The sequence below is a fragment of the Blautia intestinalis genome, from assembly GCF_014297355.1.
GTDB lineage: Bacteria > Bacillota > Clostridia > Lachnospirales > Lachnospiraceae > Blautia_A > Blautia_A intestinalis.
Genome location: NZ_JACOQE010000015.1, coordinates 1 through 24,196, shown reverse-complemented (window position 1 = coordinate 24,196; position 24,196 = coordinate 1). Strand labels below are relative to the sequence as shown.

Below are 24,196 nucleotides of genomic sequence, written 5' to 3'. Positions count from 1 at the left end.
TACATCGGAGGCAACCATCAGGTGGCCTCCGTTCTGGATTAAAGGAGCAATTATATGATTACCAGTGCACAGAATACACAGGTGAAAAATGTGATCAAACTCAATCAGAAGGCAAAAGCCCGCAGAGAGCAGGGGCTCTTTATCGCAGAAGGAAGAAAGATGTTTCTGGAAGCACCGGATGACTGGATCGAGAAGGTCTATGTGGCTGAATCCCTGCTTGACGATGAGGAGATCATGCAGAAAGCAGGGCGCTTTTCCTGGGATGCAGTCGAAAACAGTGTTTTCCGCCAGATGAGTGACACACAGACCCCGCAGGGAGTTCTGACCGTTCTCAGACAGCCGTCTTATCAGTTGGAGGATCTTCTGAAGCAGGAAGCACCTCTTCTTATGGTGCTTGAGGATCTGCAGGATCCGGGAAATGCCGGAACAATCATCCGTACAGGGGAAGGCGCCGGCATCGGAGGTATTTTTCTTACAAAAACCTGTGTGGACATCACCAATCCGAAAGTTATTCGTGCAACAATGGGATCTATTTACAGAATTCCTTTTTTCTACGTAGAAGATGTGGTATTATTAAAGCAGAAACTTCAAAATTGCGGAATCCGTTTTTTTGCAGCACACTTGCAGGGTAAAAATGCATACGACAGGGAATCCTATCAGGGTGGAACCGCTTTCCTTATCGGAAACGAAGGCAAAGGACTGACTGACCAGGCAGCAGATGCTGCGGACTGTCTGATCCGTATCCCGATGTGCGGTCATGTAGAATCCCTGAATGCAGCAATGGCAGGTGGCATACTGATGTATGAGGCTGCGAGACAGAGACGGAATTGATGCCGTGATCCGGAAGGAGGAATAAGATGGAACCGATAATGTGGCTTATACTTTTGGCCTGTTTTCTGGTAGTTGAGGCAATCACAGTAGGATTGACTACGATCTGGTTTGCGGGAGGTGCGCTTGTTGCGGCAATCGCTTCCGGGCTGGGAGCGGGAATCCTGATCCAGTGGGTTCTGTTTCTGGTCATTTCACTGGTACTTCTGATCTTTACACGTCCGCTTGCTGTGCGTTACATGAACAAAGGCGTACCAAAGACGAACGTTAACAGTCTGATCGGCGAAAGAGCAGTAGTGATCCAGAAAATCAACAATCTGGAACAGTCCGGACAGGTTCGGATCAATGACATCGAGTGGATGGCAAGGACATCTTCCGATGAAGTAACAATACCGGAACATGCAATTGTTACAATTGAAGATGTTCAGGGAGTAAAACTGATTGTAAAAGAAGAAACGGAGGGTAAGTAAAATGGCAGGAATTATTATTTTTATCGTGCTGGTAGTTCTCGCACTCTGGATACTGGCATCCTGTATCCGCATTGTGCCACAGGCATATGCAATCGTTGTAGAACGTCTTGGTGCTTACAAAGAAACATGGAACACAGGTATTCACTTCAAGACACCATTTATTGACCGTGTAGCGAGAAGAGTAAATCTGAAAGAGCAGGTAGTGGACTTCCCGCCACAGCCGGTTATCACAAAAGATAACGTAACCATGCAGATCGATACGGTTGTATTTTTCCAGATCACAGATCCGAAGCTTTTTGCATACGGAGTTGAGAATCCGATCATGGCAATCGAAAATCTGTCTGCGACAACACTGAGAAATATCATCGGTGATATGGAACTCGATGAAACACTGACTTCCCGTGAAGTGATCAACACAAAGATGCGTGCATCTCTGGATGTTGCCACAGATCCATGGGGAATCAAAGTCAACCGAGTAGAGCTCAAAAACATCATTCCTCCGGCTGCTATTCAGGAAGCCATGGAAAAACAGATGAAAGCAGAGCGTGAAAGACGAGAAGCTATCCTTCGTGCTGAAGGTGAGAAGAAATCTACGATTCTTGTTGCAGAAGGTAAAAAAGAATCTGCAATTCTGGATGCCGAAGCTGAGAAACAGGCTGCAATTCTCAAAGCAGAGGCACAGAAAGAGCGTATGATCAAAGAGGCCGAAGGTCAGGCAGAGGCTGTACTGAAAGTACAGCATGCTAATGCAGAAGGTATCCGTATGATCCGTGAAGCAGGTGCAGATCAGGCTGTTCTGACTCTGAAGAGCCTGGAAGCATTTGGCAAGGCAGCAGACGGTAAAGCTACAAAGATCATCATCCCATCTGAGATTCAGGGACTTGCAGGTCTTGCTTCCTCTCTGAAAGAAATCGTTACAGAGGACAACATAGATACAAAGGAAAGCTGAGAGTGCAGAGCACGGTACAATCCGTATGTATTGAGATGAGCTAAAAAAGAGGAGATTTATTATGAACTTAAAGGGACGGAATTTTCTTACACTGAAAGACTTTACACCGGAAGAAATCACATACATGATCGATCTGGCAGCAGAATTAAAAGCAAAGAAAAAAGCCGGAGAACTTCATGAATATTACAAAGGAAAAAACATTGCCTTAATTTTTGAAAAAACAAGTACCAGAACACGTTGTGCATTTGAAGTAGCTGCTCATGACCTTGGAATGGGCAGTACATATCTGGATCCGACCGGTTCTCAGATCGGAAAGAAAGAGAGCATCGCTGATACAGCAAGAGTTCTCGGAAGAATGTATGAAGGAATCGAGTACAGAGGTTTCGGACAGGATATTGTAGAAGAGCTTGCAAAATATGCGGGAGTTCCGGTATGGAACGGTCTGACAAACGAATACCATCCGACACAGATGCTGGCAGATATGCTGACGATCCGTGAACATTTTGGTGACCTGAAAGACCGTCGTCTGGTTTACATGGGTGATGCCCGTTACAATATGGGTAATTCTCTGATGATCGCATGCTCCAAACTTGGTATGCATTTCGTAGCCTGCACAACAAAGAAATATTTCCCGAATCAGGAACTGGTTGACCTGTGCAAGTCTTATGCAGAAGCTTCAGGCGGAAGTGTAACTCTGACAGAAGACGTAGAATCCGGAACAAAGAATGCCGATGTTATTTATACAGATGTATGGGTATCCATGGGCGAGCCGGACGAAGTATGGGAAGAGCGTATCAAAGATCTGACACCATACAAAGTAACATCTGCAGTTATGAAAAATGCAGGAGAAAAAGCAATTTTCCTTCACTGCCTGCCGGCATTCCATGATCTCAAGACAAAGATCGGTAAAGAAATGGGAGAGCGCTTCAATCTGACCGACATGGAAGTTACTGATGAAGTATTTGAATCTGCGCAGTCACATGTATTTGATGAGGCAGAAAACCGTATGCACACGATCAAAGCAGTGATGGTAGCTACTCTTGGAGAGCCGGAGGCAAAATGAGCGTAATACCTTACAATACAGATACAATTTCAAATGAAATACACACAGAATGGGCGGGCAAAACCGTCCATTTTGCAAAAGAAATCGATTCTACGAATGAATGGTGCAAGCGCCTCTCGAAAGAAGATGCCGTACATGGGACGCTGGCGGTTGCAGAATTCCAGTCTGCCGGTAAGGGAAGACTCGGACGCAGATGGGTTGTGCCGGAGGGGAATTCGATTATGATGTCGATTCTTCTGAGACCGGATTTTGAGCCGCGTTTTGCATCCATGCTGACACTTGTTATGGGATTGAGTGTGGCGCAGGCGGCCAAAGAATTGGAGGTCGATGTTTCTATCAAATGGCCGAATGATGTTGTAGTTTCCCGAAAGAAAATCTGTGGGATTCTGACCGAGATGGGGCTTGAGGAAGGGAAGATCCGGGAAGTTGTGATTGGAGTCGGAATCAATGTCAATCTGGCAGAAATACAGGAAGAACTCAAAGATAAAGCAACATCGCTTTATCTGGAAACGGGGAAGATTTACGACAGAAATCGTCTGATCGGCCTTGTTATGGGCAAATTTGAAAAGAACTACGAGAAATTTGTACAGACCTGTGACCTCTCACTGATGATCGATGATTATAATATGATGCTTGCGAATAAATGTCAGCCGGTGAGAATCCTGGATAAACTGGATCCATATGAAGGTGTGGCACTTGGTATTGACCGCGAGGGAGAACTTCTGGTGCGGGTAGCAGATGGCAGAATCCGCAAGGTATGCTCCGGTGAGGTGTCTGTGCGCGGGCTGTACAGTTATGTGTGAGCAAGTATAATACAAGGAGTTATTTTTTATGTATCAGGAAAATGTGGTGCTCTGCGGTGCGAGTGCCTATGAGCAGAAATATTATTTTAATCAGGATTTTGATTCTCTGCCGGAATCTGTAAAGCAGGAACTGCATATTATGTGTGTGCTTTATACAGAGGAGATTGGTGGTATCCTGACACTGGAATTTGATGATAACGGAAGCCTTCAGTTCAAGACGGAGGCTCTTGATGCAGATGCAATGTATGATGAGATCGGCAGTGTTCTTCGAATCAAGAAACTTCAGACCGAAAAGAGAGAACTTCTGGAATCTCTGGAAATGTATTATCGAGTTTTTTTCCTTGGCGAAACAATAGAAGACGACGTGGAAAATGTGGATAAAGGGAACTGATTTATGGAGATGAAGTGGAAAATCGGCTCAGTTGAGATGGAAAATCCTTTTATCCTTGCGCCGATGGCCGGTGTGACAGATCTTCCGTTTCGTATGCTTTGTAAAGAACAGGGGGCAGGACTTCTCTGTACAGAGATGGTAAGTGCGAAAGCAATTTCTTTCCATAATAAAAATACAATTTCGCTGATGCAGATCGATCCTTCGGAGCATCCGGTGTCCATGCAGATTTTTGGAAGCGAACCGGATCTGATGGCAGAGGTGGCAAAGAGTATTGAAGAACAGCCTTTTGACATACTGGATATCAACATGGGTTGCCCGGTGCCGAAAGTAGTCAACAATGGCGAGGGATCTGCGCTTCTCAAGAATCCGGAGCTGATCCGGGAAATCGTGACGCAGGTTTCTCATGCGGTAAAAAAGCCGGTGACAGCCAAAATCCGTATTGGTTTTGAAGATTATCCGGTGGATCCGGTAGAAATTGCGAAGATCATCGAGGATTCCGGCGCAGCAGCTGTTGCAGTCCATGGAAGGACAAGGCAGCAGTATTACGCAGGAGAAGCGGACTGGGATACAATCCGCAGGATCAAAGAGGCGGTTTCGATTCCGGTTATTGGAAACGGGGATGTGGATTCGCCGAAAAAAGCAGAAAAACTTGTCAGAGAAACGGGTTGTGACGGCGTGATGATCGGACGTGCGGTACGAGGGAATCCATGGATTTTCCGGGAAATGAACCATTATTTTACAACCGGGGAATTACTTCCGAGGCCGTCATGGGAAGAAATCAAAGAGATGATCCTTCGTCATACGAGAATGCAGATTGAACTGAAGGGAGAATTTACCGGAATCCGTGAGATGCGTAAGCACATTGCATGGTATACAGCCGGTATGAAACACAGTGCAGGACTGCGCCGGGACTCCAATCTCGTAAGCAGTTATGAAGAACTTGAAAAATTGCTGGATTTTCGCGGTTAACCGCGGATTTCCAGCCTTTTTTGTCCTTGACAAGGCATATAGATTTCGGTATAATACAGGAATTGTGAATATCCTAGAATAAGTCTGCCCTTTTGGCGGTATGATGATTCTGGGAGAGTATATCCAATGAGTATCCGGCTATTTTGAAAGGGTGTAAGGATTATGGAAGAAAAGAAGAATTTATTGACATATGCAGGTCTTAAAAAACTTGAAGATGAACTGCATGATTTAAAAGTAGTAAAAAGAAAAGAAGTTGCAGAAAAAATCAAAGAAGCAAGAGAGCAGGGTGACCTGTCCGAGAATGCTGAGTATGATGCTGCAAAGGATGAGCAGAGAGATATCGAAGCAAGAATCGAAGAAATCGAGAAGATTCTTAAAAACGCAGAGGTTGTAGTTGAGGATGAAGTGGACCTTGACAGAATCAGCGTTGGCTGCAAAGTAAAAGTATATGATTACGAATTTGAAGAAGAGATGGAATTAAAACTTGTCGGTTCTACAGAGGCAAACAGCCTGGAAGGTAAGATTTCCAACGAATCTCCTGTAGGTAAAGCGCTGATCGGTGCACACACAGGTGATGTTGTAGAAGTTGAGATGCCGATGGGTATTATGAAATATAAAGTTCTGGAAATCCAGAGAAACGTATAAATAATCAAAAGAACAGAAGGAGGCCAAAGAAGTGGCAGAGCAGAAAAAGCAGGATACAAACCAGCTGCTGAAGGTTCGTCGTGAAAAGCTTGCAGACCTGCAGGCAAATGGAAAGGACCCGTTTCAGATCACAAAATTTGACCAGACACATCATTCACTTGAGGTGAAGAATCTCTATGAAGCACATGAGGCAGAGATCTTAAAAGACCGCAAGACACCGGATGTAGAAGGTCTTGATGAAGCACAGGCAAGAGAAGTCCTTAAGAAGGACTATGAAGAAAGAAGAGAAATCATGGATGCGAGCCCGATCCACGTTGCGATCGCCGGCCGTATGATGTTTAAGCGTGTCATGGGAAAAGCTTCTTTCTGTAATATTCAGGACCTGCAGGGAAATATTCAGGTCTATGTGGCAAGAGACGCTATCGGAGAAGAATCTTATGCAGATTTCAAGAAATCCGATATTGGAGATATCTTCGGTCTGGAAGGCTTTGCTTTCAGAACAAGAACAGGCGAGATCTCTATTCACGCTGAAAAAATGACTATGTTAACCAAGAGTCTGCAGATCCTTCCGGAGAAATTCCACGGACTGACAGATACAGATACCCGTTATCGTCAGAGATATGTAGACCTTATCATGAACCAGGACAGCAAGAACGTATTTATCAAACGTTCCCAGATCCTCAAAGAAATCCGTAACTTCCTTGCAGGGCGTGACTTCATGGAAGTAGAAACTCCAATGCTGGTTTCCAACGCAGGTGGAGCAGCTGCAAGACCGTTTGAAACACATTACAATGCACTGAACGAAGATGTAAAGCTTCGTATTTCACTGGAGCTCTATCTGAAACGACTGATCGTCGGAGGACTTGAGCGAGTTTATGAGATCGGACGTGTATTCCGTAATGAGGGTGTTGATACACGCCACAATCCGGAATTTACTCTGATGGAGCTTTACCAGGCATATACAGACTATGAGGGAATGATGGAACTTACAGAATCCATGTTCCGTTATCTGGCAGAGAAAGTCTGCGGTTCCACAAAGATTTCTTATAATGGTGTAGAGATCGATCTTGGTAAGCCGTTTGCCAGAATGACAATGAATGAAGCAATCAAAAAATATGCAGGAATCGACTTTGATGAAGTAGCAGATGATGAGGCAGCTAAAAAGCTTGCTGACGAGCATCATATTGAATATGAGGCACATCATAAGAAGGGTGATATCATCAACCTCTTCTTCGAGGAGTACTGTGAGAAAGAACTGATCCAGCCTACATTTATCATGGATCATCCGATCGAAATCTCTCCGCTGACAAAGAAGAAACCGTCTGATCCGACCAAGGTAGAGCGTTTCGAGCTCTTCTGTAATACATGGGAAATGTGTAACGCATATTCCGAGCTGAATGACCCGATCGATCAGAGAGAGCGTTTTAAAGCACAGGATGCTCTTGCTGACGCTGGTGATGAGGAAGCAAACCACACAGATGAAGACTTCCTGAATGCACTTGAGATCGGTATGCCGCCGACAGGTGGTATCGGGTACGGAATTGACCGTCTGGTTATGCTCCTGACAGACAGTCAGGCAATCAGAGACGTACTTCTGTTCCCGACAATGAAGTCCCTGGACGCTGACAAGAAGTCTGCGAAGTCAGAAAACAGCACTTCCACAGCAGCACCGGAGAAAGAAGAAGTTATCGACTTCTCCAAGGTAAAGGTAGAGCCTTTATTTGAGGAATTTGTTGATTTCGATACTTTCAGCAAGTCAGATTTCAGAGCTGTAAAGGTTAAAGCATGTGAAGCTGTTAAGAAATCCAAGAAGCTGTTACAGTTCACTCTGGATGACGGAACAGGCACAGATCGTACCATTTTAAGCGGTATTCACGCTTATTATGAGCCAGAAGAACTGGTTGGAAAGACCTTAATTGCGATCACTAACCTGCCGCCAAGAGCCATGATGGGAATTGAATCCTGTGGAATGTTACTTAGTGCAATCCATGAGGAAGAGGGCGAAGAAAAACTTCATCTTCTGATGGTTGATAACCATATCCCGGCTGGTGCAAAACTGTACTAAAATTAAATATGAAATGTCTAAAACCATGATGTCAGACCGCATTTGACAACAATTTGACAACAAAATTTGGGAGAATGATGAATCGTTATGAAGCATGACGAATTTCAGGTGAAAGGGCACAGGTTTGGGCAATGAAGTAAGAGCACTTCTTAGAGTTAATCTAAGAGGTGCTTTTTTCGTCCTTAGAAAGGTATATTCCGGCAGTCAGCTTCTGTAAAACAGTAAATAAAATTTTGGAGGAAAACATCATGGGTAAAAGTTATAAACCAATTACAAGTATGAAAGAAGTACCAGAGCAGCTTAGAAAATTACGCCGACAATATCTGCGATATCAACAGGCAGAAATCATTTACAGTATTTCCCATAAGAAGCTTTTGGAGCTTGCAAGTGATGCAGGTGCAATTTACAGAATAGATGGAACGGTACTGATTAATCGGGATATTTTTGATACTTATTTGGAACGATTCCATGAACCGGCGACAGGAAAAGGAAAGGAGAAAATGACAGATGAGCGGTAATGTATGGATGTTTTCAGATGAGATTGACGATGAAGATCTGGAATTTATGAGCCATGACTATGTGACTTATAATATGGCATGTGAATATTACAGACTGGGAATCAAGCCCGTAGTCCGCATGGCACATGAAGCCGGAGCAGTATATAAGATTGGGAAGAAAGTACTGATTCGGAGAAGTTTATTTGAAGCGTATCTGCGAGAGCAGAGGAAGATATGATAGAGGAGAAGAGCATGAGTGAACAGAGAAAAATAATACATGATGATAACAATGGATTGGATTATGTGTTGGTGGGAGATTATTACATACCGATGTTAGCCTTGCCGGAGGAAAACAGACCGATTGGTTACTGGGGAATACTCCGGAAAGAATATCTGAAAAAACATAAATCGGGGATGTATTCTTATCTTTTGTTGACCGGAAAACTGGATCGCTATCTGGCAGATCTTAACGAACAGGCACAGGAGCGGTATGAGCTGATTGAAGCACAAATGAGAAGTGCCGAAGGTGTAACAGAGAAATTAAAGGCACAGAAGCCTATGGAGTGGGTGCGACAGTGTAATAACATCAGGAATCGTGTGCAGGAAATTATATTGAGTGAATTGGTATATGTATAGGAGGAGCGTATGAGATACAGGATTGAATATGCAGATGGAAGATGTTGCAATTTCGCAAACAGCAGAAAAGATTTACTGGATTGGTTGAAACTGCTGAAAGATGAACAGATTGTAGATATTCGTAAGATTTATAAAAGTGGTGTGACAGATTCAGTTCTGGATAATTATCGAAGATATTTAAAACAGTGAAAGGGGTAGGCAGTCATGGTAGTTGTAAAAATTATTATAAGGATTTTGTTATTTCCAGTGCGGATATGCCTGACGTTGATACAACTGATGCTTATGTTCAGCACATGGCTGTCTGCAACTGCATTTCATGTCCTGTCTGGAATCATCTGCATTACAGCAGTCTTAGGATATGGAGTCGGGCAGGAAACAGGCACAGAAGTGGGCAGAATGCTTTTGGCAGGTTTTATACTTTATATCCTGCCTGTACTTTCTGGCTGGACGGTGATGTGGCTGGAAACAATCAAAATCAGATTGATGGGAGATTAAAAAGATGGAATTAACGGAAAATATGGAGGAGTTCCTGAATGATCTGATCGGAAAAAGAATGGAACAGGTTTATCAGGAAAAATAAGGAGAGCAGTATGATCCATTCAATGAAGAACTGGAACTGAAAGTGCAAAAGGTAATTCGGAAGTTACCGCAAAAACAGGGAAAAGTTATTTTTGACTATATGACAGAAACCTCAAATAATAACAGTGACCTGAATGAGTTCTATTACCGTATGGGATTGAGAGATGGGCTAGAGCTGAAAGAAGCTATCAAAACTATACTGGATACATTGATGGAGTAGGGTACCGGAGAAAGGAACGGGATTCACAAATGAAAATGACAAAAGAGATTGAAGAATTTATCAATCTGACAATAACGGAACACATGGGAAAATCATATGCAGATTGGAAGTTGAGCCAGTCATCTGTGACAGGACCAGATGAAATTGAGGAAGCGTACAAAAAAGTGATTGAGACACTTCCGGCAGAGCAAGAAGAAGTTATTACAAAATATTGTGATGCGATATTTAGCAGTGGGGCAGAAACAGAGGAATTCTTTTATCGGTTAGGTTTAAAAGATGGAATGAAGTTAAAGAAGTTAATAAAATTGATTATAGAAGAATTATCATAAATGAAAAACATTTTTATAAAATGATGGACAAATAATAGTGAGCATAATATAATATTTTGAGTATGATAGTTCACAAAAACGGAGGAAACGCTTAAATGAATAGGGTGCAGGAAATTAGAAAAGAGAGAAATATTACACAGGTACAATTAGCCAAATATGCTGGTATTAGTAGAAAATATCTTTCAAATGTAGAAAATCAGCTTGCAAATCCTTCTGTAGATGTTGCATTTCGAATATCTACAGCATTAAGTGTTGATATTGATAAGATATTTTTTGATGTACCTAAACCAAATATAACAGTATATCCAAAACCGTTGAGATATATTGATTTATTCTGCGGAATCGGAGGATTTAGATACGCCAGTAAGGGGGCTTTTGATAAGCTTGGGATAAATGGTAAGTGTGTGTTTAGCAGTGATATTGATAAATATGCACAACAGGCCTATGAAGCCAACTTTGGTGAGAAACCTGTTGGGGATATAACGAAAGTTGATGCAGAAAGTATACCTGATTTTGATTTGTTGTTTGGAGGATTTCCATGTCAGGCATTTTCAATTTGTGGTTTAATGAAAGGATTTGAAGATAAAACAAGAGGAACATTATTTTTTGATATAGCAAGAATTATAAAAGAAAAACAACCGCAAGCTTTTGTACTGGAAAATGTAAAGAATTTGGCAAGCCATGATGGCGGTAAGACACTTCAAACAATATTAGAAACATTAAGAGATGAATTAGGTTATCATGTCGATTATCATTTGTTAAATGCTCTTGATTTTGGCTTGCCTCAAAAACGAGAGCGAATAATTATTGTGGGATCAAAAAAACCATTTAAGATGGACTGGAATTTTGAAATAAAAAATAAAAAAACATTAAATGATATTTTAGAAAAGAAAGTTGATCCTAAACATTATGCTTCACCAGAAATTGTTGCAAAAAGAAAAGCAATGCATACGGCAAAAGTTTTTCCATCGATATGGCATGAGAATAAATCAGGAAATATTTCTTCGTATCCATATAGTTGTGCACTGCGTGCAGGTGCTAGTTATAATTATTTATTGGTAAATGGTGAAAGAAGATTAACTCCAAGAGAAATGTTAAGACTGCAAGGATTTCCTGATGATTTTAAAATAGTTGTATCAGATTGCCAAACTAGAAAACAGGCGGGAAATGCAATACCAGTAGATATGGTAAAAATGGTAATTGAAAGATTTATTCCAATGGCATTTTAAGCATAATTGTGTTAAAATTACTTCATATATTTAATGTTTGGAGGAATGCGGCACATGGCTGAGCCAAGATTAAGAACAGTGAATAAGGCAGTTGCCCCGTTTGCAGTAAATAAGTTTCCGTCATCATTTGTGGAAACATTAGCTCAAAATATTGTATATATGATGGCTACTAAACAGAGTATGTCATTAGAAGGAAATGAATGGGAGCAGATATTTGCAGAATGTGTAGGAGCAGAGTGGAAACCGTCAAATGTTGGACTTGATGATGTTGTTTTGGACAATTGTTGCTGGGGTGCGAAAACTGTTTTTGGACAAACTGATATTGAACATCAAGATAAGGTTAGATTAATATGTGGTAGAAATGCTGTTACATATAGCTTTGGAGTAGACAATTATTCAGAAGTTGATCCAAATGAGTTGGGAAAGATGGTTTTGCAAATTTGGAATGAAAGAGTGTCGGCAGTACGTCAGATTTTTAAATTTGTGAGAACGGTTGTTTTGGTCAAATCAAAAGATTATAAGGATTACCTCATATTTGAATTTGATACAATTCGATATGATCCGGAATTATATGAATTTAAGTGGAATAAGCGTGGGAATTTAGAGGGGTATGAAAAAGAATCTGGATTACATAAGTTTACGTGGCAGCCAGGAGGTAGCCAGTTTACAATTATAGAAAAAATACCGCAAGAGCGATTACATATTTCTATAAAACAACCTGATCAGATGGATAAAGCAACAATTTTGAAAGCAGTTGGTTTTGATAAATCATGGTATGAGATAGTTTCTGAAAAATTGCCCCCAAAAGATCAAAAAGCTCGGCAGACGGAAAGGATAGAAATCTACAAAGAAAAACTTGATAACTAGCACAGAAGGCATTAACTTGTAGTGAGTTAATGCCTTTGCACTATATGTTAGAAAGGAAAGAATTTTATGGAAAAAGTAAGACGGCAACATTATGTGCCGAGAATGTATTTAAAGAGATTTGGTTATGGAAATATAGGCGATGAATATATTTCTGTTCTCAAGCTGGATAATGGTACTGTTTTGGATAATCGAAAAGTTGAAAATTTTGCGGTGGCAAATTATTTCTATGATGCAGATAAAGAACAGATTGCAGAAATATTAAAAGAAGATTTAAAAGTTTTCCCAGAACTCTGCGACAATGAAAATTTATCAGATGACCAATTTACAGAACACGTATTAGCAAGAGAAGAATCAGCTATTAGTAAAATGCTTAATGAATTACAGGAAGATCTCAGCACAATTCATATAAGTTCAAATAGAAATTTAATGATAATTTTTTTACATTCTCTGGCATATAGAACGAAACAGTTTAGAGATCAAATGGATGCTATAAATAACAAAACAGAGAAATGGTTAAGTTCTATGTGTGATAATTTGGGACTTGATGAAGAGACAAAGAAAAAAACTATTGAGATAAATTGTTCTACAGGAAAGAATACACAGCTATATCAAATTTTAGGAATAAAACCTGTTTTAGAAACTATGCAGATGTTACAGTATAATTATGAGTGGTATGAAGCAGTGAATAATACAGAGTTGGATTTTGTTATTAGTGATAATCCAGCACAGACTGTAAGAAATGGATTTAATGATATATGTATTCCTGTTTCATCCAATAAGGCTATTATATTCAGAATAAAAGATAAGACAGCACCTCTTATTTCTAAAGACATGCCAGAGAATGGCATTATAAACTTATCATTAAATAGTGTAATTGCATATAACTGTATGCAGCTTGCAATGGGACAAAAATTTTTGTTTGGTACATCGAATACGATCAAATATATGAAAAAAATGTGGGAAGCAAGATCGGCAGGAAGAAATAAGAGAAAATAGAATAAAGATCAATTCAAGGAGCATTGACTGTAAAAAGTTAGTGCTTCTTTTTTTGGCCTTTTTTCAAAAGCATCTGACATTGTACACTCTGCCACATGTGATTAGTGGAAAGATAAAATTTCTTAAAAAAGCACCGTCCAAATGCCCGCCGAAACTTGCAATTAGTGAAGGAATATTTCATTTACGTGCATATTACGAAGTTTAACGGTCAGGTTTATGGCACTTAACAGCCATATTCCAGAATATAGCGGTCACTGAATAGACATTAGCAGAACAATCCTTTGTTCTGCTTGATTACTGTAATCAACAGTCTGAAATCCAGTCAATGGGGCATTTATGCCGGCTTTAGCCCTTGCCATTGACTTGAATGAAGACTGTGGTATAAACGACCGTTTCATTTCGGAACGCGGCCGTTCTAAAACGGAATGGCGACCGCTGAGCTCCGTAAAATGCAATTTACGCATAAAAACTTGCAAAAGGGGGTTGGTAAATACCGTTTCCTAAGCTTTATAGGTAGAGGAATAATTATTTTTCAAAAATCCCCCAAATCATGTCCGCTTTTGCTTGTCCCAGTACAGAGTATGTGAAGGGACTAACAAAAGTAAAAGAAAAAATGATAAAAATGCAAAAAAATATCACGAATCTTTTGCATCTTGCCAAGGCATTTGACTTTAGTAATTAGAGGACGTTTTGGAATGTTCCTTCATTGAACCTTGACAATCGATAAGTGCACCCTGAAAGCCTACCAGGAGTTCTGCCATGACCTTTCTTTTTTGAAAGCGAGCGGAATCATAATGACACTCCCGATGATGGGCGGCTGACCAGAGCCTTATGGTCAGTGACCTGTTTATACAGGCAGAGGCAGTCTGAGACGACTGCAGGTGACAGGGAAAAGCACGACAGACCACTGCAAAAAAGTAACTGAAAAATGTTTACAGGGCAAAATGCCCGGAAAGGATGTAACGACTATGAATAAAGTGATTTTAATGGGAAGATTGACAAAGAATCCGGAGATCAAGTATGCCGGGAAAGAGAATGATATGGCAGTAGCCAGATATACTCTGGCAGTGAACAGAAGATATAAACGTGACGGAGAACAGGAAGCAGATTTTATTTCCTGCGTAACATTTGGCAAGAGTGCAGAGTTTGCACAGAAATATCTTTACAAGGGAATGCGAATTGTGATCGGTGGACGCATCAGCACTGGCAGTTATAAGGATAAGGATGGAAAGACGATTTATACCACAGATGTGATTGTGGAAGAACATGAATTTGCTCAGAACAAGGACAGCGGTGCTGGAGCAGATTCATCAGAAACCCCGAAAACAGATAAAGACGGTTTTATGGAAGCGAAGGACGGAGAAATTCCGTTTGACTAATAAAAGCAGAAATCTGTCTAATAAAAATGTGGAGGTTATTTATGAGTGTAAGTTATAACAGATTATGGAAACAGCTCATTGATAAAAATATGAAGCGGATAGAAATGCAACATCTCACCGGGATTAGCGGAAACATTCTTGCCCGGATGGGAAAAAACCAGTATGTATCAATGGAGACGATTGAGAAAATCTGCAAGAAACTGGACTGCACCGTTGATGAGATGATGGAATTTACAGATGATGAATAACAGGAGCAGATATGTCAAATTATTAAAACTGGCAGAATGCTTCAGAAGTCGAAAAAAGAAATTGAAAAAAGATAACACGCCGGATACGGCATAAATCTCTTAGCAAAGCTAAGAGCGCACTTCTATACAGGCAATTACATCTGCCTGTATCGTGCGACCTGCGGTGCCATTCTCGATTTTGAGAGATTTTAATTCGGGAATATAGCGAAATCATAGATTTCGGACAAGGGGATAATTTCCCCTTGCGGCACAAGGCCTATCTTGTTGCATTGATTAAAGATTTTTAAGATTACAGAGGTTAGTATTTCCTTTTGAGAAACAACGACCTCATTTTTTATACCCAGGAATCGGAATTTGTGAGAAGATCGATTCTTTTTATTTACAGAAAGAGTAGGAAGTTGAAAACTTGAGCAGAGCGAAAAATCCAAAATATGAATCTATGTCACTGGAAGAACTGAAAGTCAACATGGAAAAAAGTAAAAAAGAACTGGAACATGCGATCCACAATAAAAATCTTCTGGAGCAGAGAAAGAAGTTGGTAGAGCGAAAGGAACGTTCCCACAGATTGATTGTTAAAGGAGCAGAGTTTGAAAAAGCATTTCCATTATCAAGAGATCTGGAACAGGAAGAAGTTCAGGATGTTATGGATCAGCTGCGGAACAGTAGTTACAACAAGAGTATTGTGCGACAGGTTTACATAGCAGCCTTACACAAAGAACAACAGCAAATTGCAGAAGCAGTTGAAAAAGCAGAAAGAGGAGATGACAGCTAATGGCACTGTATCATTTTTCAGTAAAGCAGGTTTCCAGAGGAAAAGGTCAGACGGTGGTTAATTCCGCAGCTTATATTTCGGGGCAGAAGCTTTATAACGATTATTATGTACAGACGCATGACTATACAAAAAAGTCTGGAGTAGTTTTCACAGAAATTCTGACACCGGAATATGTGCCGGAACGTCTGACTGATCGGGAAACACTCTGGAATGAGGTAGAAAAGGTAGAGAAAAGTAAACGGGCACAGTTAGCTTATTCTTTTGATATTGCTTTGCAAAATGAACTGACACTGGATGAAAATATAGAACTGGCGAGAGCGTTTTGCTGGGAACAGTTTGTAGCACGTGGCATGATTGTAGATCTGGCAGTTCATGAGGGAAAATCAAAGAACGAAGATGAACCAGATAATCCACATTTTCATGTACTTGCTCCAATCCGTCCTTTTACAGAAAAAGGGAGCTGGGGCAACAAGCAGAAACGGGAATATGTTCTGGATGAAGATGGAAACCGGATAAAAGATGCCAAAGGGAAGGATATATTCAATGCTGTTTCCACTACTGGCTGGAATGATCCGGAGCTTTTAAAGGAATGGAGAAGAGCGTGGACGGAGAAAGTAAATGAAAAATTCCGGGAATGCCACATGGCAGCCAGAATTGATCACCGTTCTTACAAAGAGCAGGGGATTGATCTGATTCCGACCATACACGAGGGATATGAAGTTCGGGCAATGGAGAAAAAGGGGATAAAAACAATCATCGGGGAGCTGAACAGGGCAATTCGACAGTTCAATCAGATGTTTATTTCTCTGAAAGAATCCATTCAGTGGATGAAGACAGCTTATGAAGAAATGAAGTCAGAGTTGGATCGCAGACAGAACCCTACACTTCTGGAAAGTTTACAGGATTATTATGATAAAAAGACACAGGGCAGGCCTCCACTTCCCAATTTCTATGCGGAGATGAAACGAAAAGGTAAGAATCTCTCCAACTTACAGGAGTTTGCAAAATCCATCAGTTATCTTCAGACACATCAGATAGAGACGATGGATGACTTGCAGGAACGGATTGATGAGCTGAACGGTGTTGTTTCTGTCAGCAAAAAAGAAATTTCTGAAAAGAGAGAGCAATTAAAGAAATTGGAGAATTTGGAAAAGATGGTAGAAGTAATAAAGACAAACCAGCCATTGATTGATGAATATAATCATTTCTATTTCCAGAAAAGACGGGAGAAATACTATCAGCAACACAAGAAAGAAATCAATTATTACCGTAAATGTGAACGGGAACTGAAACAACATCTGGATAAAAATGGAAAGGTGCCAACTGCCAGATGGAAACGGGAGAAAGAAGAACTCCAGGCGGTGATTGAAGAACTGAAAGCAGATAATCAGCCGTATCAGGAGGAACTTGCATTTGTAAAAAAGGTACAGAGCTGTGCGGATATTGCCAGACGTGACCGGGAAATGGCAGAAGCCGATACTTCCGGGCGTTCAGAAGAAAAAAAGGAGAAGCAGACAAAGTTTCCGGCGTTTCATGCAGTTCAGACGGAAGATATTTTTAAAGAAAACGGTAAAGCAGAGCAACAGCCGGAGCAGAAGTCAGAAAAGAAGACTTCTCTTCTGAGAAAATTGGATGAAAAAAAGAAAGAATGTGCAGAGCGTGATGCAAAACAGCAGGTAGTAAAGAAAAAACGGAATCATGAGATGAATTTATAACAGTCTGCCAGTAGGACAGACAGGAAAGGATGATGAAAATGCAGTATACAGAAGAACAGATTGCAAGAGCAAACCATACCGATCTTGTTTCTTTTCTGAACGCACAGGGAGAACAGTTGGTGAAAAGTGGCAGAGAATACCGTTGGAAAAAGCATGACAGTGTAACGATATCTGGAAACCGATGGTATCGGCATAGTCAGAGCAAGGGAGGTTATCCGGTAGATTTTGTGATGGAATTTTATTATGCAACATTCCCGGAAGCAGTGAAAATGCTAATCGGGGAAGAAGGCGAAGGCAGGCAGAAGTCCTGCCCCGCCTCGTCCCAAGACTTCCGATTACCGGAGAAAAATGAAGATAATGAAATGATCGTAAAGTATCTGACAGAAAGCAGAGAACTTGAGAAAAATCTGGTGATGGAATGGATTGCCAGAGGAGATATTTACGAAGAAAAGAAGCACCATAATGTTGTATTTGTGGGCAGAGATGCAGATGGTATTCCAAGATATGCACATTGCCGGGGCGTTGGTGAAATAAAATATCGGGGAGATGTGGCTGGATCTGATAAATCTTACGGATTCAGTCATAGAGGGACGGATAATCAGTTGTTTGTGTTTGAAGCAGCCATTGACCTGCTTTCTTTCATCCAATTATTTCCAAAAGACTGGAAGAAACGCAGCTACCTGAGTCTGGGTGGTGTCTCCAGTATGGCACTGATGGTTTTCCTTTCTGAACGCCCTCAGATTACTTCTGTCTTTCTGTGCCTGGATAATGACCAAGCAGGGAATGAAGCCTGTGAGAAACTGGCAGGAGAAATCTCAGAAGGATATAGTGTAATTCGTCTGAAACCGTCACGAAAAGATTGGAATGAAATCCTCTGTGATAAAAACGCTAACAGAAAGAAAGTAATCACAGAAACAATCACAATTAAAGTACCAGAAGCAGAAGAACTGGTGCCGATGTTATGTTATGAAGATATTGAGCAGACCAGCGTGGATTGGTTGTGGTTTCCTTATATTCCATTTGGAAAACTGACAATCATTCAGGGCAATCCGGGAGAGGGAAAAACTTATTTTGCAATGATGCTGACGGCAGCCTGTACCAATCGAAAGCTGTTTCCGAATATGGAAGATATTGAACCGTTCAATGTAATTTATCAGACAGCAGAGGACGGTATGGGTGACACCATTAAGCCAAGATTGGTGGAAGCAGGTGCAGATCTGAGCCGGGTTATGGTAATTGATGATACGGAAGAAGCATTAACCTTATCTGATGACCGAATTGAAAAAGCAGTCAGACAGAATCAGGTGAGACTTGTAATTATTGATCCGGTACAGGCATTTATTGGAGCAGATGTGGATATGAATCGGGCAAATGAAGTGCGTCCGGTGTTCCGGAAACTGGGAATGATTGCAGAGAAGACCGAATGTGCCATTGTGCTGATCGGACATCTGAATAAATCTTCCGGGACACAGAGCACGTATCGGGGACTTGGTTCTATTGATATTATGGCAGCAGTGCGAAGTTTAATTTTTATCGGGAAAGTAAGAAAAGATCCAACCACAAGGGTATTGATTCATGAAAAAAGTTCTCTTGCACCACCAGGGGAAACAATGGCGTTTAAACTGGGAGACGAAGAAGGCTTTCGATGGGTGGGAGCCTATGAGATTTCCGCAGATGAATTGTTAGATGGAAAAGAAGGAAAAGCAACAGAAACAAAGCTGGAACGAGGGGCAAAGCTGATCAGGGAACTGCTTGCTGATAAAAAAGAAATTTCAATCAGAGAATTAGACGAAAAAGCAAAGGAGCAGGGAATATCCGGGCGAACAATGCGTGATGTGAGAAGCCGGATGAAGAATGAACTGGAATACCGGGTAAATGAAAAGCAGGAGAACAGTATTCGATTAAAAGAGTGATGGAATGGCAGAATGATTAAAATTGAAGAATAAACAAAGCAGAATGGACCTAACATGGTTTATGTTATTGTATTTAATACTACATTTTAATACAATAGAAATTGACAAATGTAGCATTAAAGTATATACTTAATTTTGGGAGGTAAGATTCTTTGGACACTTATACAGTAAAAGAAGTTGCAAAAATGATGAATACATCTGAAGAAACTGTTAGAAGATGGATTCGATCAGGAAAATTAAAGGCTAATATGAATTCACGGAAAAAAGGGAGTGTTATTACTGATGCAATGTTGAGAGAATTTACAAAGAATACACCTAAATATGCTGCTGCATTGACGACTCCGATAGGAGGAATCGTTGCTGCCTCGACGTTGCTGCTAGGAACTCTCGTAGCTAAGAATGTTGAAAAAGGTGAAGCAATAAAAAATTCCACTATTGATTCGGAGGAAATTAAAAAGATATTAAAAGAGAATCTTGCAACGGTTAAGATAAATATAAAAAATAAAAAGAAGGCTATTGCCCAGCTTGAACAAGAAATAGTCGATGAAGAAACAAAGATAAAAAGTCTGGAATATTTATTAAAAAATATTGAGAATGCAAAGGGGGATATAAATGAGTGATCTTAATAAGAAAATAACAGAATTATTGTCTGATTCATGCAAAGCTGCGCCAGATATGACGCATAGTCTTAAAATTATTGGAGACGGGGATATGAAAGAGGGAATGAAAACCATCGCAGAGTTTTTTGAAGAAAATGGGATGAAAAAAGGTGCTTTATTCGGCACAGCAGGAACTCTTACTGTTATCGGATTAATAGTTGGAGTAAAAAAGATTTATTCAATGAAAAAAGCTCATAAAGAAAAAGGTGAGAAAATTCTTAGTGGATTACAGCAGGGAATAGCGAATGAATCAACTGAAAGCATTGAAAATTATGATAGTATAAGAGAAGTCAATGAAGAAGGGAATATTTAGGCAAACGATGCGTGATATGAGAAACCAGAGAATAGTATTTGGTTAAAAGATTAATGGGTGGCAGAATCATTGGAGCAAATGTAGATTTTTATAGATACCTTATCTGCCACCTGCCGTCTGCCAGTATATGAAATTCTGAGAAAAGATTGCGAACTGCTTGCAAATTGCAATCAAACGAAATATAATGAAGAAAAAAGAGGAGGCGATATCTATGGCAAGAACAGCAAATGTATTTGCACGTGTTGAGCCCGAAGTGAAAGAACAGGCAGAACAGGTGCTTGATCGACTTGGTATTCCAATGTCCAATGCAGTAGGAATGTTTCTGAGACAGATTGTACTCCAGAGAGGAATTCCTTTTGAAATGAAACTTCCAGCTTATGAGGAACTTGTTGCATATGGTTCTTTGACAAAGGAACAGTTCGATGCAGAAATAGAGAAAGGCATGGAAGATATTAAGGCTGGCAGAGTATATTCGGCAGATGAAGTTGAAGCAGAAATGAAACGGGAATTTGGTATATGAAATATAAAGTGATGTATACAGCCAGAGCGGATTATGACCGCAATTCGGAAGCTGGATACTATGCCGAATAGAAACCGGCTTTATGAGGAAGAACCGTGGTACAGCAGAGGACTTCGATTCTTTCCGGTGGATAATTATCTGGTATTCTATAAGACAGATGATGAAACTGAAACGGTATATGTAGTGCGAATTATGTATGGCGGACGTGATGTTCATAAACAGTTAAGTCAAACAGAAGACGTTTCGGAAGATTAAAATTGAATATTGAACCGGGGATTTAAGCAGTTAGTCTATGAAAAATAGGTTAGCTGCTTTTTTTTATGCAAAAAAAGGAGGTGTCGTGTATGGGATATGCACGTAAAGATGTAGAGAAAACAAAGAAAATAGCAAAGAAATTTGTCCGCTACCAGGAAGGGGCAGAGCTTTACAGCATTGGACTGACAAAATTCCAGGAGTTGGCGAAAGAGGCTAAAGCAGTGTATAAGATTGACAAGGTTGCTCTTGTAAACTGTGAGATATTCGAAAAGTATCTGGAGACATTCCGGATTGCGTAGGGAAGAAAAAATTGTGGAAGGACGAAAAACAGGGATTGACTTTTTGTCATACGAAAACTATAATGAGGATGTGGAGGAATAAGAACAGATATGGCGAAGACAGGAAGACCAAAGTCGGACAATGTAAAAAAGAAAGTATTGAGTATCCGGGTGGAAGATTCTATGTATAGGCGTATTTGTGATTATGCCGGAAAACACAAAATGACTGTGACAGAAGTTGTCCTGCAGGGACTGGAAAAAATATTGAACAGACCTGAATAACATGAAGTCCTTCCTTTATCTGAAGGAGGATTTTATATGGCACAGACAAGAAAAGATCTGCGGGGCAGAGTCCTGCGGAAAGGTGAATCACAGAGACGTTCCGATGAGAGGTATGTATATACTTATACAGATCCCCTTGGAAGGCGTAAGTATGTTTATGCACAAGACCTTGTAACGCTTCGGGAAAAAGAAGCACAGCTTATGAAAGATCAGATGGACGGTCTGGATATTTACGTTGCAGGAAAGGCGACTGTAAATTTTGTATTTGACCGTTATATGAGTCTCAAAAGCAATCTGAAACCGACAACCAGAAGTAATTATCTTTATATGTATGACCGATTTATCCGGGACACATTTGGAAAGCGGAATATAGCGGAGATTAAGTATTCTGATGTGGTACAGTTTTACAATCACCTGATTGAGAAACAGGAATTGCAGATTAACACACTGGAAACTGTTCATACGTTATTACATCCTACTTTTCAATTGGCTGTGAGGGATGACATTATCAGAAAAAATCCTACGGATGGAGTCATGGCAGAATTAAAGAAAAATTTGGGTATGAAAACCGGTGTGAGACATGCACTGACAATTCCGCAGCAGAGGGCATTTATGGAATATATTGCCACACACCCGATTTACTATCACTGGTGGCCGATTTTTACGATTTTTCTTGGAACCGGGTGCCGGATTGGAGAAGTTTTAGGGCTTCGATGGGAAGACATTGATTACGAGAAGCGGATTATCAGCATCAATCATAATCTGACGTATTATCCGGTAGGAGAAGACCGGGCATCGGAAAATCACATTTCGACGCCGAAAACAGAAGCCGGCATGCGTACGATTCCCATGTTGGATACAGTGAAAGATGCTTTTGAAATGATCTGGGAAGAGCAGAAAGAAAATGGATGGACAGATGCAGAGATTGACGGAATGACAGGCTTTGTTTTCTGTAACCGTTATGGAAATATAATGAATGCCCAGTCAGTAAATCGGGCAATCAAGAGAATCTCATCTGCTTATAATGCAACAGAAGAAATAGAGGCAAAAAAAGAGCATCGGGAGCCGGTGCTGTTGCCGGATTTTTCAGCGCACAGCTTGAGACACACATTTTGCACAAGGCTTTGTGAAAGAGAAACCAACCTGAAAATAATCCAGTCGATCATGGGGCATAAGGATATCCAGACCACTATGGATATCTATGCAGAAGCGACAGAGGAGAAAAAACAGGAAACATTTGAACATTTGGCTGCAACAATGGATGTATTTTAAGAAGGGCTTATGAACCCTTTCATCTGACAACAGAAATAACCAAATGACATCAAATTGACAACAGATATGATTTGACAATGATTCATCATGAATGGTGATGAAGAGAAGACAATTTAATAGAAATAGCACAGCGAAGCATCACGAAGGGTAATGAAGAAAAATCAAAAAAATTCCCGACAATGAAGACCCTCGGTGGTGTAAAATCCGAAAATGGTGTAAGTTCTAAAGAGGTTTCTACACCAAATTCAGAGCCTGAGAAAATTGATTTTTCTAAGGTGAAGGTTGAGCCTTTGTTTGAAGAAGATGTTGATTTTGATACATTCTCAAAGTCAGATTTCAGAGCAGTTAAGGTTAAAGAATGCGTTGCTGTACCGAAGTCAAAGAAACTCCTTCAGTTCACTCTTGATGACGGAACAGGCACAGATAGAACTATTTTAAGCGGTATTCACGCATATTACGAGCCGGAAGAACTTGTTGGTAAGACACTTATCGCAATCACAAATCTTCCTCCAAGAGCAATGATGGGCATTGACTCTTGTGGTATGCTTCTCAGTGCAGTACACGAAGAAGAAGGCGAAGAAAAGCTTCATCTCCTTATGGTAGATGACCATATTCCGGCAGGTGCAAAGCTCTATTAAGAAGTACCGTTTTACCTTACAAAACGGGATGTACTTCATTTGTGAAAAAGCTCTGAAAATACACAAATACACCAAATTTACACCAAATGGTGCAGAGCCTTAAAAATCGCATATTTTAAAGATATATGGGCAGTTCCATTGCGGAATTGCCCATTTTCAGAAAGAAAAAGATAAATCGGTATTTATAAAGGAGAATATTGATGAAACTATTTTTATGTTCGCACTTTTCAAGTGTGGGAAGTCTGATAAAGGAAGAAATTGAAAATAAGAAAGTCGCATTTATTCCAACAGCTTCACTGCGTGAAGGCTACACCGGTTATGTCGGCTCGGCTCGAAAATTATTCAAAAAGTTGGGAGCAATCGTAACTGAAATTGATATTTCAACGGAGGCTTATTCAACGATACAGTCTGTTTTT

The 24,196-nt window shown here is 40.5% G+C and carries 32 protein-coding genes and 1 pseudogene; all 33 read left to right on the top strand.

Going from position 1 to position 24,196, the window contains the following annotated elements:
- The first annotated feature begins 54 nt into the window (after positions 1-54).
- Positions 55-831: a TrmH family RNA methyltransferase gene (locus H8Z79_RS15345; protein WP_187002929.1), complete on the top strand. Its 777-nt coding sequence runs from the start codon at positions 55-57 to the stop codon at positions 829-831.
- Between the two features lie 26 nt (positions 832-857).
- Positions 858-1,298, top strand: coding sequence for an NfeD family protein (locus tag H8Z79_RS15340; protein ID WP_117943827.1), 441 nt, complete (start codon positions 858-860; stop codon positions 1,296-1,298).
- 1 nt (position 1,299) lies between these two features.
- Positions 1,300-2,247 carry an SPFH domain-containing protein gene (locus H8Z79_RS15335; protein WP_187002928.1) on the top strand — a complete coding sequence of 316 codons (948 nt, stop codon included), beginning with the start codon at positions 1,300-1,302 and terminating at the stop codon, positions 2,245-2,247.
- Between the two features lie 61 nt (positions 2,248-2,308).
- Positions 2,309-3,310, top strand: coding sequence for an ornithine carbamoyltransferase (gene argF, locus H8Z79_RS15330; RefSeq protein WP_187002927.1), 1,002 nt, complete (start codon positions 2,309-2,311; stop codon positions 3,308-3,310).
- Positions 3,307-4,113, top strand: a complete 807-nt coding sequence (locus H8Z79_RS15325) for a biotin--[acetyl-CoA-carboxylase] ligase (RefSeq protein WP_187002926.1) — start codon at positions 3,307-3,309, stop codon at positions 4,111-4,113. The genes argF and H8Z79_RS15325 overlap by 4 nt, the downstream gene beginning before the upstream one ends.
- Before the next feature lie 28 nt (positions 4,114-4,141).
- Positions 4,142-4,504, top strand: coding sequence for a DUF6145 family protein (locus H8Z79_RS15320; protein ID WP_015543437.1), 363 nt, complete (start codon positions 4,142-4,144; stop codon positions 4,502-4,504).
- Positions 4,505-4,513: 9 nt separating this feature from the next.
- The gene (gene dusB, locus H8Z79_RS15315) at positions 4,514-5,473 is read left to right on the top strand and encodes a tRNA dihydrouridine synthase DusB (protein WP_118050692.1); all 960 of its coding nucleotides are present in this window, start codon (positions 4,514-4,516) and stop codon (positions 5,471-5,473) included.
- Positions 5,474-5,635: 162 nt separating this feature from the next.
- On the top strand, positions 5,636-6,118 hold the full coding sequence (gene greA, locus H8Z79_RS15310; protein WP_015543439.1) for a transcription elongation factor GreA: 483 nt from the start codon (positions 5,636-5,638) through the stop codon (positions 6,116-6,118).
- Between the two features lie 31 nt (positions 6,119-6,149).
- Positions 6,150-8,183, top strand: a complete 2,034-nt coding sequence (gene lysS, locus H8Z79_RS15305; RefSeq protein WP_187002925.1) for a lysine--tRNA ligase — start codon at positions 6,150-6,152, stop codon at positions 8,181-8,183.
- Positions 8,184-8,431: 248 nt separating this feature from the next.
- Positions 8,432-8,701, top strand: a complete 270-nt coding sequence (locus H8Z79_RS15300; RefSeq protein WP_118071760.1) for a DUF6462 family protein — start codon at positions 8,432-8,434, stop codon at positions 8,699-8,701.
- On the top strand, positions 8,691-8,918 hold the full coding sequence (locus tag H8Z79_RS15295; protein WP_118071761.1) for an excisionase: 228 nt from the start codon (positions 8,691-8,693) through the stop codon (positions 8,916-8,918). The genes H8Z79_RS15300 and H8Z79_RS15295 overlap by 11 nt, the downstream gene beginning before the upstream one ends.
- Positions 8,919-8,932: 14 nt before the next feature.
- On the top strand, positions 8,933-9,316 hold the full coding sequence (locus H8Z79_RS15290) for a TnpV protein (RefSeq protein WP_118071780.1): 384 nt from the start codon (positions 8,933-8,935) through the stop codon (positions 9,314-9,316).
- 9 nt (positions 9,317-9,325) lie between these two features.
- Positions 9,326-9,505, top strand: a complete 180-nt coding sequence (locus tag H8Z79_RS15285; RefSeq protein WP_118071762.1) for a hypothetical protein — start codon at positions 9,326-9,328, stop codon at positions 9,503-9,505.
- 15 nt (positions 9,506-9,520) lie between these two features.
- Entirely contained in the window at positions 9,521-9,811 is a 291-nt protein-coding gene (locus H8Z79_RS15280) for a hypothetical protein (RefSeq protein WP_173816667.1), read from the top strand.
- Between the two features lie 127 nt (positions 9,812-9,938).
- On the top strand, positions 9,939-10,115 hold the full coding sequence (locus tag H8Z79_RS16755) for a hypothetical protein (protein WP_207726390.1): 177 nt from the start codon (positions 9,939-9,941) through the stop codon (positions 10,113-10,115).
- Between the two features lie 29 nt (positions 10,116-10,144).
- On the top strand, positions 10,145-10,444 hold the full coding sequence (locus H8Z79_RS15270; RefSeq protein WP_225877033.1) for a hypothetical protein: 300 nt from the start codon (positions 10,145-10,147) through the stop codon (positions 10,442-10,444).
- 95 nt (positions 10,445-10,539) lie between these two features.
- Complete coding sequence (dcm, locus tag H8Z79_RS15265; protein ID WP_118071764.1) at positions 10,540-11,673, top strand: DNA (cytosine-5-)-methyltransferase; 1,134 nt, start codon at positions 10,540-10,542, stop codon at positions 11,671-11,673.
- Positions 11,674-11,727: 54 nt separating this feature from the next.
- A complete protein-coding gene (locus tag H8Z79_RS15260; protein ID WP_225877032.1) occupies positions 11,728-12,540 on the top strand; it encodes a hypothetical protein in 813 nt (270 codons plus the stop codon).
- A 66-nt stretch (positions 12,541-12,606) separates the two neighbouring features.
- Complete coding sequence (locus H8Z79_RS15255) at positions 12,607-13,536, top strand: DUF4238 domain-containing protein (RefSeq protein WP_118071765.1); 930 nt, start codon at positions 12,607-12,609, stop codon at positions 13,534-13,536.
- 968 nt (positions 13,537-14,504) lie between these two features.
- Positions 14,505-14,915 carry a single-stranded DNA-binding protein gene (locus H8Z79_RS15250; protein ID WP_118071766.1) on the top strand — a complete coding sequence of 137 codons (411 nt, stop codon included), beginning with the start codon at positions 14,505-14,507 and terminating at the stop codon, positions 14,913-14,915.
- A 41-nt stretch (positions 14,916-14,956) separates the two neighbouring features.
- Positions 14,957-15,163, top strand: a complete 207-nt coding sequence (locus H8Z79_RS15245) for a helix-turn-helix domain-containing protein (protein ID WP_118071767.1) — start codon at positions 14,957-14,959, stop codon at positions 15,161-15,163.
- Positions 15,164-15,569: 406 nt separating this feature from the next.
- Positions 15,570-15,935: a DUF3847 domain-containing protein gene (locus H8Z79_RS15240; protein WP_118071768.1), complete on the top strand. Its 366-nt coding sequence runs from the start codon at positions 15,570-15,572 to the stop codon at positions 15,933-15,935.
- Positions 15,935-17,650 (top strand): MobQ family relaxase, encoded by a 1,716-nt coding sequence (gene mobQ, locus H8Z79_RS15235; RefSeq protein ID WP_118071769.1) that lies wholly within the window; start codon positions 15,935-15,937, stop codon positions 17,648-17,650. Before H8Z79_RS15240 ends, mobQ begins: the two co-directional genes overlap by 1 nt.
- Positions 17,651-17,688: 38 nt before the next feature.
- Positions 17,689-19,563, top strand: coding sequence for an AAA family ATPase (locus H8Z79_RS15230; RefSeq protein ID WP_173816549.1), 1,875 nt, complete (start codon positions 17,689-17,691; stop codon positions 19,561-19,563).
- Between the two features lie 152 nt (positions 19,564-19,715).
- The gene (locus tag H8Z79_RS15225) at positions 19,716-20,183 is read left to right on the top strand and encodes a helix-turn-helix domain-containing protein (RefSeq protein WP_118071771.1); all 468 of its coding nucleotides are present in this window, start codon (positions 19,716-19,718) and stop codon (positions 20,181-20,183) included.
- Positions 20,176-20,535 carry a hypothetical protein gene (locus H8Z79_RS15220; RefSeq protein ID WP_015543517.1) on the top strand — a complete coding sequence of 120 codons (360 nt, stop codon included), beginning with the start codon at positions 20,176-20,178 and terminating at the stop codon, positions 20,533-20,535. The genes H8Z79_RS15225 and H8Z79_RS15220 overlap by 8 nt, the downstream gene beginning before the upstream one ends.
- Before the next feature lie 211 nt (positions 20,536-20,746).
- Positions 20,747-21,055, top strand: a complete 309-nt coding sequence (locus H8Z79_RS15215; RefSeq protein WP_118071772.1) for a type II toxin-antitoxin system RelB/DinJ family antitoxin — start codon at positions 20,747-20,749, stop codon at positions 21,053-21,055.
- A gap of 15 nt (positions 21,056-21,070) precedes the next feature.
- Entirely contained in the window at positions 21,071-21,310 is a 240-nt protein-coding gene (locus H8Z79_RS15210) for a type II toxin-antitoxin system RelE/ParE family toxin (RefSeq protein ID WP_243004434.1), read from the top strand.
- A gap of 89 nt (positions 21,311-21,399) precedes the next feature.
- On the top strand, positions 21,400-21,609 hold the full coding sequence (locus H8Z79_RS15205) for a DUF6462 family protein (RefSeq protein ID WP_005609464.1): 210 nt from the start codon (positions 21,400-21,402) through the stop codon (positions 21,607-21,609).
- Positions 21,610-21,699: 90 nt separating this feature from the next.
- The gene (locus H8Z79_RS15200; RefSeq protein ID WP_015543520.1) at positions 21,700-21,870 is read left to right on the top strand and encodes a hypothetical protein; all 171 of its coding nucleotides are present in this window, start codon (positions 21,700-21,702) and stop codon (positions 21,868-21,870) included.
- Positions 21,871-21,906: 36 nt separating this feature from the next.
- Positions 21,907-23,142, top strand: coding sequence for a tyrosine-type recombinase/integrase (locus tag H8Z79_RS15195; protein WP_118071773.1), 1,236 nt, complete (start codon positions 21,907-21,909; stop codon positions 23,140-23,142).
- 170 nt (positions 23,143-23,312) lie between these two features.
- Positions 23,313-23,780: pseudogene (locus H8Z79_RS15190) on the top strand (lysine--tRNA ligase); the annotation flags it as partial.
- A gap of 200 nt (positions 23,781-23,980) precedes the next feature.
- On the top strand, positions 23,981-24,196 hold a 216-nt coding region (locus H8Z79_RS15185; protein WP_187002862.1), incomplete at its 3' end, for a Type 1 glutamine amidotransferase-like domain-containing protein.